At 65.5% G+C, this 12,992-nt stretch carries 10 protein-coding genes; all 10 read right to left on the reverse strand.

Annotated elements, in window-relative coordinates; genetic code table 11:
- Window positions 1-2: 2 nt before the first annotated feature.
- The 10 genes from K2Y42_RS09720 to K2Y42_RS09765 all read right to left on the reverse strand — a co-directional run bounded on the left by K2Y42_RS09720 (window position 3) and on the right by K2Y42_RS09765 (window position 12,937).
- Window positions 3-455, reverse strand: a complete 453-nt coding sequence (locus K2Y42_RS09720) for a response regulator (protein ID WP_291151652.1) — start codon at window positions 453-455, stop codon at window positions 3-5.
- Window positions 455-1,945, reverse strand: a complete 1,491-nt coding sequence (locus K2Y42_RS09725) for a CHASE3 domain-containing protein (protein WP_291151654.1) — start codon at window positions 1,943-1,945, stop codon at window positions 455-457. Before K2Y42_RS09725 ends, K2Y42_RS09720 begins: the two co-directional genes overlap by 1 nt.
- A 281-nt stretch (window positions 1,946-2,226) precedes the next feature.
- Complete coding sequence (locus K2Y42_RS09730) at window positions 2,227-3,723, reverse strand: CoA-acylating methylmalonate-semialdehyde dehydrogenase (RefSeq protein ID WP_291151655.1); 1,497 nt, start codon at window positions 3,721-3,723, stop codon at window positions 2,227-2,229.
- An 11-nt stretch (window positions 3,724-3,734) separates the two neighbouring features.
- Window positions 3,735-5,057: an aspartate aminotransferase family protein gene (locus tag K2Y42_RS09735; protein ID WP_291151657.1), complete on the reverse strand. Its 1,323-nt coding sequence runs from the start codon at window positions 5,055-5,057 to the stop codon at window positions 3,735-3,737.
- A gap of 37 nt (window positions 5,058-5,094) precedes the next feature.
- On the reverse strand, window positions 5,095-6,390 hold the full coding sequence (gene gabT / locus K2Y42_RS09740; protein ID WP_291151658.1) for a 4-aminobutyrate--2-oxoglutarate transaminase: 1,296 nt from the start codon (window positions 6,388-6,390) through the stop codon (window positions 5,095-5,097).
- A 42-nt stretch (window positions 6,391-6,432) separates the two neighbouring features.
- Complete coding sequence (locus K2Y42_RS09745; RefSeq protein ID WP_291151659.1) at window positions 6,433-7,881, reverse strand: NAD-dependent succinate-semialdehyde dehydrogenase; 1,449 nt, start codon at window positions 7,879-7,881, stop codon at window positions 6,433-6,435.
- 27 nt (window positions 7,882-7,908) lie between these two features.
- Window positions 7,909-9,399: an aldehyde dehydrogenase gene (locus tag K2Y42_RS09750; protein ID WP_291151661.1), complete on the reverse strand. Its 1,491-nt coding sequence runs from the start codon at window positions 9,397-9,399 to the stop codon at window positions 7,909-7,911.
- Between the two features lie 27 nt (window positions 9,400-9,426).
- Window positions 9,427-10,776, reverse strand: a complete 1,350-nt coding sequence (locus K2Y42_RS09755) for a glutamine synthetase family protein (RefSeq protein WP_291151663.1) — start codon at window positions 10,774-10,776, stop codon at window positions 9,427-9,429.
- Window positions 10,773-11,516, reverse strand: a complete 744-nt coding sequence (locus K2Y42_RS09760) for a gamma-glutamyl-gamma-aminobutyrate hydrolase family protein (RefSeq protein WP_291151665.1) — start codon at window positions 11,514-11,516, stop codon at window positions 10,773-10,775. Before K2Y42_RS09760 ends, K2Y42_RS09755 begins: the two co-directional genes overlap by 4 nt.
- On the reverse strand, window positions 11,513-12,937 hold the full coding sequence (locus K2Y42_RS09765; RefSeq protein ID WP_291151667.1) for an aspartate aminotransferase family protein: 1,425 nt from the start codon (window positions 12,935-12,937) through the stop codon (window positions 11,513-11,515). The genes K2Y42_RS09760 and K2Y42_RS09765 overlap by 4 nt, the downstream gene beginning before the upstream one ends.
- Window positions 12,938-12,992: the final 55 nt, after the last annotated feature.

Below are 12,992 nucleotides of genomic sequence, written 5' to 3' on the forward strand. Positions count from 1 at the left end.
TCTCAGTCTGTTGTCGGCACTTGCATGACGGAGACGAACAAGCCGAGCTGGCGGATTGCGTTGGCGAAGCTCTCGTAGTTCACCGGCTTGGTGATGTAGACGTTGGCGCCGAGATCGTAGCAGCGCTGGATTTCGCGCTCGTCGTCGGTGGTCGTGAGGATGACGACCGGGGAGCGGCGAATGTTCGGGTTCGACTTGATCTTTTCCAGGATCGAGACGCCGCTCATGTCGGGCAGGTTGAGATCGAGCAGCACGAGCAGCGCGCGGCGCGCGTTGGTGTCGCCCGAGCCGTCGGCGCCGAACAGATACGACAGAGCGGCGGTGCCGTTCTGGAACGGGATGATCTCGTTGGTGACGCCCGCGCGGCGGATGTTGCGCTCGATAAGGCGGGCGTGGCCCTCGTCGTCTTCGATCATCACGATGGTGACGTGGGCGGCTTTAGAGGGGTCGGACATCATAGGCTCTCCACGTGAGGTTCTTTTATGCGCGACTTTTTCGGGAGATCGACTTCAAACGTCGTTTCATGGCCGAAAGTTGAAGTGACGGTCACGTCCCCGCCCATCCTGCGCACAAGTGCACGCACATGAGCAAGGCCCACGCCTTCGCCTGGCCGATCCTGGGTCCCTGCGCGGCGGAAGAGTTCGAATACACGTTCGAGGTCTTTCTCCTCGATTCCGCGGCCGTTATCCTTAATCCGGATCTTGACGCGCCCGCCCGATTCCTCGCCGGCAACCTCTATAAGCCCCGGCCGGTCCTTGGCGAGGTACTTGACGGCGTTTTCCAGGATGTTGCCGAAAACCTGCTCGAGCGCCAGGCGATCGCCCACGACGCTCGGAAGCTCCTGGGGAATTTCGATGGTCGCGTTGGCCGTATCGAGCTGATGCTGGAGGTTGGCGGCGCTGGCGGCAAAGAGCGTGTCGAGATCGACGCGCTCGCGCTTGAGCTCGCGGCGCCCTTCGCGCGACAGCTTGAGAATGGCCCCGATCAAGGCGTCCATCTTGGTGGTGGACGCGCGAATGAAGTAGACCGCTTCGGGGATCTCTTCGGCGGCGGCGCGCTTGGCGGCCAGCGTCTGCTCCTCGGTCGGTTCGTCGGCGTCGAAATAGGTTTTGAGCGCCGTCGTGCTGACGTCCAGCTCGCTCGTGAAGCCCATGATGTTCACAAGGGGCGCGCGCAGGTCGTGGCTGACGATGTAGGCGAAGCGCTGGATTTCCTCGTTGGCGCGCGTGAGCGATGTCGTGCGCTCTGCGACCCGGTCTTCCAAGCCTGTATTGAGCTCCATCACCTTCTGGCGGGCTGCGACGAGGCCGGCGGTATTCTCCTTCACGAAATGCAGCGCCATCAGAGAGAAGAGGATGATGCTGAGGCCGCCGATGCCAGTCACCCAAGCCAGTTGTCTGGCGTCTGCCTCCATGGCGCCGAGGCTGGTGCCGACCCTGCTTTCCGCCGTGGCGATGATCTGGCCGAGAACGTTGCGCGCCTCATCCATCGCAGTACGGCCTTCGCCCGCGTTGACGATCATCAACGCGTCTGCGTGGCGGCCTTCGCGCTGCAGATCGATCGTGCGCGTCAATTCCCGCATCTTGATGCTTGTAAGCTCTTGCAGGCGGGTAATGTTCGCGTCGTTTTCATGAACCGATCGCGTGGCCTTCCGCAAGGTGGAGAGATAGCCGGGAAGTCCGCTTTCGGCTGAGGCGAGGGGGGCAAGGTACTCTTCCTTGCCGGTGAGAAGGAAGCCGCGTTGGGCGGTTTCGGCATTGAGCAGCGCGGTCAGGATGACGGTTGCGGCGATGCGGACCTCGCGGTCGCTGGCAACGGATTTGGCGCTTTCCTGCGTGCGCACGACCATCCAGATCGAGAGTATGGCAATTAGGACAAGGATGAATGTTGCGGCCGTCATCAGGCCGAGCGTTTTGCGTGCGAAGCCGGAAGAGAAAATCGACATTCAATCCATCTCGGTTGTCGGGGTTTCCGGGCGGCGGCGGCGCGCAGGCTTTTCTGCTGGTGCCTGCAACTCGAGCCGTGTCACGACGATATAGCGAAATTGCGATCAGCCCATCCCGTCGTCGCGAAAAAGGGTTACGCGCATGCCGTGCGAGCACTGAACGCCGGGGGCGCCGCTTTTGTTCCGTTTACGGGACGTCGTTTGGTCGCGTGCATATGCGTGCCGCGCGCCGGTTCAGGCGCGTGCAATTTTTGCCGGAGAGCGTGGCGGTCGTGTGGTGTTTAGCTGCGGCCGGTGAAGTTGAACTCGGCGCCGGAGCGGATGCCGGTGGGCCAGCGGGCCGTCACCGTCTTGATGCGCGTATAGAAGCGCACGCCCTCGGGGCCGTACACGGCGTGATCGCCGAACAGGCTGCGCTTCCAGCCGCCGAACGAATGATAGGCGACGGGAACCGGGATCGGCACGTTGATGCCGACCATGCCGACTTCGATCTTGTCGGCAAAGGCTCGGGCGGTGTCGCCGTCACGCGTGAAGATGGCCGTGCCGTTGCCGTACTCGTGGCTGTTCACGAGGTTGGCTGCCTCGTCATAGCTCTCTGCGCGCACGACGGAGAGGACGGGGCCGAAGATCTCCTGCTTGTAGATCGTCATGTCGGGCGTCACGCGATCGAACAGCGTGCCGCCGAGGAAGAAGCCGTTTTCGTAGCCTTGCAGCACGAGGCCGCGGCCGTCGACGACGAGCTCGGCGCCTTCCTTCTCTCCGAGCGCGATCAGGTCCGTGATGCGGCGCTTGGCTTCGCCGGTGACGACGGGGCCCATTTCGGACTCGGGATCGGTGGCGGGCGCAACCTTGAGGGCGCGCACGCGCGGGGCGAGGGCTTCGACGAGTTGGTCGGCCGTGCGCTTTCCGACAGGCACCGCGACCGAGATCGCCATGCAGCGCTCGCCGGCTGAACCGTAGCCCGCGCCCATCAGCGCATCGACGGCTTTGTCCATGTCGGCGTCGGGCATCACGATCATGTGGTTCTTGGCGCCGCCGAGGGCCTGCACGCGCTTTCCGGCCTTGGCGCCGCGCGTGTAGACGTACTCCGCAATGGGCGTCGAGCCGACGAAGCTCACGGCTTTTACGTCTGGATGATCGAGCAGGGTGTCGACGGCGGTCTTGTCACCGTGCACGACGTTGAGGACGCCATTCGGGAAGCCTGCTTCCTGGAACAGCTCCCAGATCAGCATCGGCGCGGACGGATCGCGCTCGGAGGGTTTCAGCACGAAGGTGTTGCCGCAGGCGACCGCGACCGGGAACATCCACATCGGCACCATGGCCGGGAAGTTGAACGGCGTGATGCCGGCGACGACGCCGAGCGGTTGGCGATCGGACCAGCTATCGATGTCGGGGCCGATGTTGCGGCTGAACTCGCCTTTCAAAAGATGCGGGATGCCGCACGCGAAATCGACGACCTCGATGCCGCGCTGCAATTCGCCGAGCGCGTCGGCGTGGGTCTTGCCGTGCTCCGAGGAAATGGCGCGCGCGATGGCATCGGCATTCTTCTGCAGCAGGTCCTTGAAGCGGAACATCGGCGAGACGCGCTTCATGGCAGGCGTGGCGCCCCAGCTTTCCGACGCAGCCTTGGCGGCGGCGACGGCGGAGGCGACCTCTGCGACGGTGGAGAGCGGGAGGCGCGCCGTCGCCTCGCCGGTTGCCGGGTCATAGACGTTTGACGCCTGCGAGGATGCCGAAGCAACCTTCTTGCCGCCGATGCCGTTCTCGATCGTGCGCATCTGAATTCCCATCAATCGGCGTGCTTCAGCACGTCTGTGAAAATGTCGAAGAGCTGATCGATCTGGCTTTCGGTCACGATCAGGGGCGGCGAGAGCGCGATGATGTCGCCGGTCTGGCGCACGAGCAGGCCCTTCTCGAAGCATTTGACGAAGCGGGAGTAGGCGCGTTCGCCGGGGGCGTCGGGATCGGGCTGGAATTCGATGGCGCCAATCAGGCCGATGTTGCGGATGTCGATGACGTGCGGCAGCCCCTTGAGGGCGTGCATGCGTTCTTCCCAATAGGGTGCGATTTGCGAAGCGCGCGTGAGCAAGCCTTCTTCCTGGTACGTGTCGAGGGTGCCAATCGAGGCCGCCGCTGCCATCGGGTGGCCGGAATACGTGTAGCCGTGGAAGAAGTCGATGGCGTTCTCGGGGCCGGACATGAGGGTGTCGTTGACGTTCTTCTTCATGAACACGGCGCCCATCGGGATCGTGCCGTTGGTGATGCCCTTGGCGGTCGTGATCAGATCGGGCGATACGTCGAAGTAGTCGGCGGCGAACGGCGTGCCGAGGCGGCCGAAGGCGGTGATGACCTCGTCGAAGATCAGCAGGATGTCGTGCTTGCGGCAGATGGCTTCGAGGCGCTTCAAGTATCCCTTGGGCGGAATCAGAACGCCTGTCGAGCAGGCGACCGGCTCGACGATGACGGCCGCGATGGTGGACGCATCGTGCAGCGCGACGAGGCGTTCCAGCTCGTTGGCCAGCTCGACGCCGTGCTCGGGCTCGCCGCGGCTGAAGGCGTTGCGGGCGAGGTCGTGCGTGTGCGGCAGGTGATCGACGCCGGCCACAACGGTGCCGAACCATTTGCGGTTGGCGGCGATGCCGCCGACGGCGGTGCCGCCGAAGTTGACGCCGTGATAGCCGCGCTCACGCCCGATCAGGCGAACCTTCGATGCGTTGCCCCTGGCGCGATGATACGCGAGCGCCATCTTGAGCGCGGTCTCGACGGACTCGGAGCCCGAGTTCGTGAAGAAGACGTGGTCGAAACCCTTGGGCGCGATGTTGACCAGGCGGGAGGCCGCCTCGAACGCCTTCGGGTGGCCCATCTGGAAGGTGCCGGCGAAATCGAGCTCGGCCGCCTGCTTCTGGATCGCCTCGACGATGCGCGGGCGGCAGTGGCCGGCGTTGACGCACCATAGGCCGGATGTGCCGTCCAGGATCTTGCGGCCGTCCTCGGTGAAGTAGTGCATGTCCTTGGCGGAGGCGAGCAGGCGCGGCGCGCTTTTGAATCGCCGGTTCGCCGAGAACGGCATGAAGAAGGCTTCGAGGTCGTTGGTCTTGAGCTGAACGGTCATGGACACGTGCCTTGCGTAGGTGAAAAGGTTTGGTGGATCACTGAAGCTTGCTGACGGCCTCGGTCAGGGTCGCTTCGAAGATGTCCATGCCCTCCTTGACGAGGGCATCGGATGCGGTGAGCGGCGGCAGGAAGCGGATGACGTTGCCGTAGGTGCCGCACGACAGCAGGATCAGGCCGCGCTCGTTGCCGATCTTGAGGACTTGCGCGGTCAATTCCGGCGAGGGCTCGCCGCTCGCGGTGTTCTTGACGAACTCGACCGCGCACATGGCGCCGAGGCCGCGCACGTCGCCTATGCAGTTGAGGTTCGAGCGTCCGGCGAGATCGCGGCAGCGCGACTGGATGATGTCGCCGATGGCGTTGGCGCGCGCGCAGAGGTTCTCGTCCTCGATGATGTCGAGCACGGCGTGGGCTGCGGCGCAGGCGATGGGGTTGCCGGCGTAGGTGCCGCCGAGGCCGCCCGGAGCGGACGCGTCCATGATGTCGGTGCGCCCCGTGATGGCAGACAGCGGCAAGCCGCCCGCGAGGCCCTTGGCGAGGGTGACGACGTCGGCCTTCACGCCCGCATGCTCGAGCGCGAACAGCTTGCCCGTGCGGGCGAAGCCGGTCTGGATCTCGTCGGCAATGAAAACGATGCCGTGCTCGTCACAGAGGGCACGCAGGGCCTGCAGGAAGTCGGTCGGCGCGATGTTGAAGCCGCCTTCGCCCTGTACCGGCTCGATGATGATGCCGGCGATCGACGAGGGATCGGCCTGATACTTGAAGAGCGCCTTGAGGGCCTTGAGGCTCTCGGCGGTCGAGGTGCCGTGATAGAGGTTCGGGAAGGCGACGTTGTAGATGTCGGCCGGGAAAGGGCCGAAGCCCTTCTTGTAGGGCACGGCCTTGCCGGTGAGCGCCATGCCCATGTGCGTGCGGCCGTGGAAGCCGCCCGAAAACGAGATGATGCCCGGGCGGCCCGTGAAGCAGCGCGCGACCTTGACCGCGTTCTCGACCGCTTCGGCGCCGGTTGAGGCGAGCATCGTTTTTGCCGGGCCGGTGACGGGGGCGACGGCGTTCAGCCGCTCGGCGAGCGACACGTAGTTCTCGTGCGGCGTCACCTGGAAGCAGACGTGACTGAACGACTTCATCTGCTCCTCGATGGCGGCGAGGATGCGCGGGTGGCCGTGGCCCGTGTTGACCACGGCGATGCCCGCTCCGAAATCGATGTAGCGCTTGCCGTCCTCGCTCCAGAGCTCGGCGTTCTTGGCGCGCTTGGCGTAGATCTGAGTCGCATGTCCGATGCCGCGGGGAACGGCGGCCATGCGGCGGGTGTGAAGTTCGGCTGAGGTGGTCATGCGGGCGAGCTTTCGTTGCGAATGTCGTTTGCGCGTTGCGGCCTAGGCTATTCCGCCGAGGCAGATGAATTTGGTTTCGAAGTATTCGTCGAGGCCTTCAGCGGCGCCTTCGCGGCCGAGGCCGCTCTCCTTCACGCCACCGAAGGGCACGGCTTCATTCGAGAATATGCCTTCGTTGACGCCGACCATGCCGGCGTCGAGCGCTTCGGCGACGCGCCAGGCGCGGGCGATGTTCTGGCTGAACAGATAGGCTGCCAGCCCGAAAGGCGTGCCGTTGGCGAGTTCGATCGCTTCCGCCTCGGTCTCGAAGCGGATGAGGGAGGCGACGGGGCCGAAGATCTCTTCGTCCGTGATGGTCATGCCGGCTTTGACGCCAGTGAGCACCGTCGGCTGGTAGAAGAGCGGTCCGGCGGATGCGGGTGCGCCGCCGACGAGGACCTTGGCGCCCTTCGAGACGGCGTCGCGCACGAGGCCATCGACCTTCTTGGCCGCGTCGGCATTGATGAGCGGGCCTGTGGTGACGCCCGCGTCGCGGCCGGGGCCGACGTTGAGCTTCTTTGTTTCCGCGGCGAGGGCTTCGGCGAAGCGATCGTAGATGCCGGACTGCACGAGAATGCGGTTGGCGCAGACGCACGTCTGGCCTGCGTTGCGATATTTAGAGGCCATCGCACCCGCGACGGCCTGGGCGAGATCCGCATCGTCGAACACGAGCAGCGGCGCGTTGCCGCCAAGCTCGAGCGTCAGTTTCTTCACAGTGCCCGCGCACTGGCGATAGAGCGCCTTGCCGACCTCCGTCGAGCCCGTGAACGAGAGTTTGCGCACGCGCGGGTCATCGCACAGCACCTTGCCGACGGCCGGTGCATCCGACGTCGTGACAACGTTGAAGACGCCGGGCGGCACACCGGCATCGAGCGCGAGCTTGGCGATGGCGAGCGCGCAAAGGGGCGTGTCCTCGGCGGGCTTGACCACGGCCGTGCAGCCCGCGGCGAGGGCTGGCGCGATCTTGCGCGTGATCATGGCAATCGGGAAGTTCCACGGCGCAATGGCCGCGATGACGCCAATCGGCTGCTTGATGGTGAGGTAGCGCTTGCCGGCCATCGTGTTCGGGATCGTGCGGCCGTAGGCGCGTTTTCCTTCCTCGGCGAACCACTCGATGAAGGATGCGCCATAGGCGACCTCACCGCGGGATTCCGCGAGCGGCTTGCCCTGTTCGGCCGTCATGAGCTGGGCGAGCGCCTCGGTGTCGGCGATGACGAGGTCGAACCAGCGCTTCAGGATCTGGGCACGCTCCTTGGCGGTCTTCTTCGACCAGGCCGGGAAGGCTTTCTCCGCCGCATCGATGGCAGCCGCGGTTTCGGCCGCGCCGAGATCGGGCACGCGCGCGATTTCCTCACCCGTCGCCGGGTCGAGCACCGCGAAGGTGTTCGCAGACGTGACCCAACGGCCGTCGATGAGAGCGGAGGTCGGATACTTCGGAGGAGAGACATTCATGGCTTGCACCGTTCGTGGCGTGTTGGCTCAGGGGAGCGTGATCGAGACGGACTTGAGGTCCGCATACTTGTGAAGGGCGTGCAGCGAGCGGTCGCGGCCGAAGCCGGATTGCTTGAAGCCGCCGAACGGCATCGTCAGGTCGCAACTGTCCCAGCCGTTGACCCAGACGAGGCCGGCGCGGATCTCGCGCGCGGCGCGGTGGGCCAGCGACACGTCGCGGGTCCAGAGGCCGGCGGCCAGGCCATAGGGCGTGTCATTGGCGTAGCGGATCGCGTCGTCGACTTGGGCGAAACGCGTGACGGCGAGGACGGGGCCGAACACTTCCTCGCGGGCGAGGGTGGACGTTGGCGCGATGTTGTCGAACACGGTCGGCTCGACATAGAAGCCGCCGGAGTCGAGGCGCGTGCGCTTGCCGCCGAGGCGCAGGTCGCCGCCTTCGCGTCCCGCGGTCTCGATGTAGCGCAAGGCGGTGTTCATCTGCTCGCCGGAGACCATGGCGCCGAACGACGTCTTGGGTTCGAGCGGGTCGCCTGCCACGATGGTGCGCGCGACGGCGAGCACCTTCTCGACAAACGGCTCGGCGATGCTCTCGTGCACAAGGAGGCGCGAGCCGGCCGTGCAGACCTCGCCCTGATTGTAGAAGATGCCCCAGGCCGCATGCTCGGCTGCGGTGTCGAGGTTCGGGCAGTCGGAGAAGACGATGTGCGGAGACTTGCCGCCGAGCTCCAGGCTCACGCGCTTCAGATTGCTCTGGCCGGAATACTGCATCAGCAAGCGGCCAACGGCGCCCGATCCCGTGAACGCGATCATGTCGACGTCGTTGTGGAGCGCGATGGCCTTGCCGGCCTCGCCGCCCAGGCCGGGGACGATGTTGAGCACGCCAGGTGGCAGGCCCGCTTCGAGCGCCAGCTCGCCGATCTTGAGGGCGGTCATTGGCGACTGCTCGGCCGGCTTCAGGACCACGGAGTTGCCCATGGCGAGAGCAGGCGCGATCTTCCACATCGCCATCAGCAGCGGGAAGTTCCACGGCACGATGGCGCCGATGACGCCGAGCGGCTCGTGCTCGACGAAGGAAAAGCGGTTCGGGGCGGCAGGCGCGACTTCGCCGTAGACCTTGTCGAGGGCCTCGGCGTAGTAGCGCAACGTGTTGATCGAGCCCGGAACGTCGCTCTCGAGCGAGTTCGAGATAGGCTTGCCCATGTCGAGGCTTTCGAGAACCGCGAGGGTTTCGGCGTCGCGCTCCATGAGATCGGCGAGGGCGAACAGGATCCGCTTCTTCTCGCGGTAATGCAGCTTGCGCCAGCGTCCGTCCTCGAATGCCTGACGGGCGGAGGTGACGGCGAAGTCGACATCGGCGGCAGAACAGGCGGCGACCTGGTTCAGCACCCGGCCGTCGCGAGGGGAGACGTTGTCGAACGTCGCGCCGCTCGCGGCTGCGAGCGTTTTGCCGTCGATGACGGCCTTGCCCGGCAGCGCGATCGATCCTGCAACTTTTTCAAAATGTGCAAGTGACGTCATGGGGTGCCTCCTGCAACCTTTCTGCCGTCAGGCTACGTTCGCGTACCAAAGATGATCGAGCGACGTGACGATCCGCTCGAAGTCCGTACGCTCCTTATCTTTCAGGCGCGTGTAGACGTGCTGGAAGTCGGCGCCGAAGGCCTCGCGGACGACGGGCGACGTTTCGAATGCCGAGAGTGCGTTGGCCCAGACGCTCGGCAACGGGGTCGCGTCGAGATCCTCGCTGTTGCCCTTCACCTCGGGGCCGGGGTCGATCTTGTTGGCGATGCCGTGGGCCGCGCCGGCCAGGATCGCCGCAATGACCAGATAGGGATTGGCATCGGCGCCCGCAACGCGGTGCTCGACGCGGGTGGCCGGGCCGGCCTGATCGGGAATGCGGAGCGCGACGGTGCGGTTGTTGTGGCCCCAGTGCGCGGCCATCGAGACGTACGATTCCGGCACGTAGCGGCGGTAGGCGTTGGCGGTCTGGGCCCAGATGGCCATGAAGTCGCCCATGGTTTCGCGAAGGCCGCCGAGCGCGTCGCGGAACAGCGGCGAGATGGGCTTGCCGGCGAAGACGTTGGCGCCGGCCTTGTCGAGCAGGCTCATGTGGATGTGCATGCCGGAGCCGGCCCACTCGTGATGCGGCTTGGCCATGAAGGTTGCGGTGAGACCGTGCGCGCGTGCGGCGGCCTTGACGGCGCGCTTCAGCAGCAGCCCGTCGAGCGCGGCCTGGACCACGTCATCGGTGTGCTTGAGGTTGATCTCGAACTGCGACGGCCCGCTTTCCTGCGTCAGCGCGTCGACCGGCAGGCCCTGCGCTTCGGCGATGCGATAGATGTCGTCGTTGAACGCCTGCAGCGCGTCCATGTCGTCGAACTGGAACGTGAGGGGGATGTCGGTTTCGCGCGAGACGCCGGGAGGCGCATCGAGCGTGAAGGCGCCGCCGGGGCCGGGCACGGTGACGTAGAACTCAAGCTCGACGGCGGCGACGGGCGTGTGCCCTTTGGCCTTGAAGCGCGACACCTGCGTTGCCAGCACGTGGCGCGGATCGAGGGGATCATCCTTCTCGGGCACGATGACGGCCTGGGCGAAGCGTCCGCCCGCGACGGGCACGGGCGCGAGCGTTCCGGCCAGGATGCGGAAATTGAAATCCGGATCGCCCGTCGACCAGAGCCGGCCGGTTTCCGCGATGCAGTTGCCGCGCGGGTCCATGATGAAGACAGAGCCCGGCATCATCATGCCGCTCTTGGCGATGCCGACGAGGTCGCCGCGCCGCAGCCGCTTGCCGCGCGGATGGCCGTTCATGTCGAGGACGAAGGCGTCGATCCACTCCACCGAGGGATGCGCGGCGAGGAAGGCCTCCGCCGCGTTGGGAGTGAGGAAGTGATTGCTCATGTCGTGGAAGACCCTCTTGCAGCCGCACCGAAGCGGCGGAAAATCTCAATGGAAGCCGCATTGTTCTTGGCCTGCCACTCCGGGTGCCACTGCACGCCGAACAGGAACGGATGATCGGCGGGGCCGCGTACGGCCTCGATCAAGCCGTCCTTGGCGTGGGCCTCGGCGGTGAGCGGCGGGGCGAGACGCTGGATGCCCTGCCAATGCAGCGAGTTGACGATGATCTCGTCCTTGCCCACCCAGCTCTTGAGCGTGCCCGAGAGCGCGACGGGATGGGAGGGGCCGAAGCGATCCTCGACCATCGGGTGAGCGGGTTCACGATGGTCGTTGCGACCGGAGACCGTGTGCACGGCCTGGTCGAGCGTGCCGCCGAGGGCGACGTTCAACTCCTGGAAGCCGCGGCAGATGGCGAACAGCGGCTTCTTGCGATTCAACGCTTCGCGGATCAAAGGCAGCGTGAGGCTGTCGCGCTCAGGATCGAGGGCCTTGTCGTTGAGGGGCGGCTCGTCGGCGCCGTAGAGGCTTGGATGTACGTTCGACAGGCTGCCTGACAGCAGAATGCCGTCGGCAATTTCGAGCAATGCGTTCATGTCCAGCATGCTCGGCCCGAGGGGCGCGAGCAGGGGCTGGCAGTCGGCGACTTCCGCCACGGCGGCCGAGTACTTGCGGCCCACGGCGTCGAAGGTCATGCCTTCGATCACCTTGGTGTCGCAGGGGATGATGACGATCGGCCGTGTCATGCAGCGAGTTCTCCGGAAACTTCGGCGAGTGTGAGGTCGAGGGCTTTGGCGATGACGCGCTCGGCTTCGACGAACTCTTCCTCGCGCCAGATGAGGGGCGGGGCGCAGACCATGGTGTCGAACACGGCGCGCATGATGAAGCCTTCACGGAAGAAGTGGTCGCGGCAGATGAGGCCGACGCGGCCGGGGTTGTCGAAGCGGCGGCGCGTGCGCTTGTCGGCCACCAGCTCGATGGCCGCCATCATGCCGACCGAGCGGACCTCGCCGACGAGTGGGTGGTCCTTGAACTTGGCAAGCATCCTGGCCATGCGCGGCGCGCCGAACTCCTTGACCTTGGGCACGAGGTTCTCGCGCTCCATGATCTCAATGTTCTTGAGGGCGACGGCGCAGGCCACGGGGTGGCCCGAGAACGTGTAGCCGTGGTTGAAGTCGTCGTTGTGCGCCATCAGGGCCGAGACGATGCGATCATCGACCAGGATGCCGGACAGCGGCAGGTAGCCCGACGTCACGGCCTTGGCGAAGGTGATGATGTTCGGTTTGATGCCGTAGTAGTCCGAGCCGAACCACGTGCCAAGGCGCCCGAAGCCGGTGATCACCTCGTCGGCGAGGAACAGGATGCCGTACTTGTCGACGATGCGCTGGATCTCGCTCCAGTAGGAGTCGGGCGCGATCTTGACGCCGCCCGCGCCCTGCACGGGCTCGCCCGCAAAGGCCGCGACGTTTTCAGGGCCGATGGCCAGGATTTCGTCCTCAAGGGCCTGGGCGGCGCGCACGCCGAATGCCTCGAGGCTTTCTCCGTCACGGCCCGCGTCGAACCAGCAGGGGTCCATGATGTGGCGGAAGCCGTCATACACGGGATAGCTGTGCTCGTGGACGTGAGGCATGCCGCCCATGGAGCCTGCGGCGATCGTGGAGCCGTGGTAGGCGGTCTTGCGCGAAATGATGATGCGCCGCTTCGGTTCGCCCTTGAGCGCCCAGTAGTGGCGGATCAGGCGGATGGCGGTGTCGTTCGATTCCGAACCCGACGAGCCGAAGAACACCTGGTTGATGTGCGGGGGCGCCAGCTCAGCCAGCTTCCTGGCGAGCGCGATGACGGGCGGATGGGTGGTGCGGAAGAACGTATTGTAGAACGGCAGCTCGAGCATCTGATCGCGGGCGGCGTCGGCCAGCTCGGCGCGGCCATAGCCGACGTTGGTGGTCCAGAGGCCGGCCATGCCGTCGAGGATGCGGTGGCCTTCGCTGTCCCAGATGTAGGATCCGTCGCCCTTGACGATCACGCGCGCGCCGCCGCTGCGCAGCGAGGCGTGGTTGGAGAAGGGATGAAGGTGATGAAGGGCGTCGAGGTCGCGCCACTCGGCGGTGCTGTTCTTGACGCGGGTATCGGCGTTCTTTTCGGATTTAGATTTTTGGGACTCAGACATGGGGGGATGTCTCCGGTGGGATCGAGGTTCGATTTGTGTGCGCCGCCTTCCGGGG

It is taken from the genome of Hyphomicrobium sp., assembly GCF_019744875.1.
Taxonomy (GTDB): Bacteria; Pseudomonadota; Alphaproteobacteria; order Rhizobiales; family Hyphomicrobiaceae; genus Hyphomicrobium_C.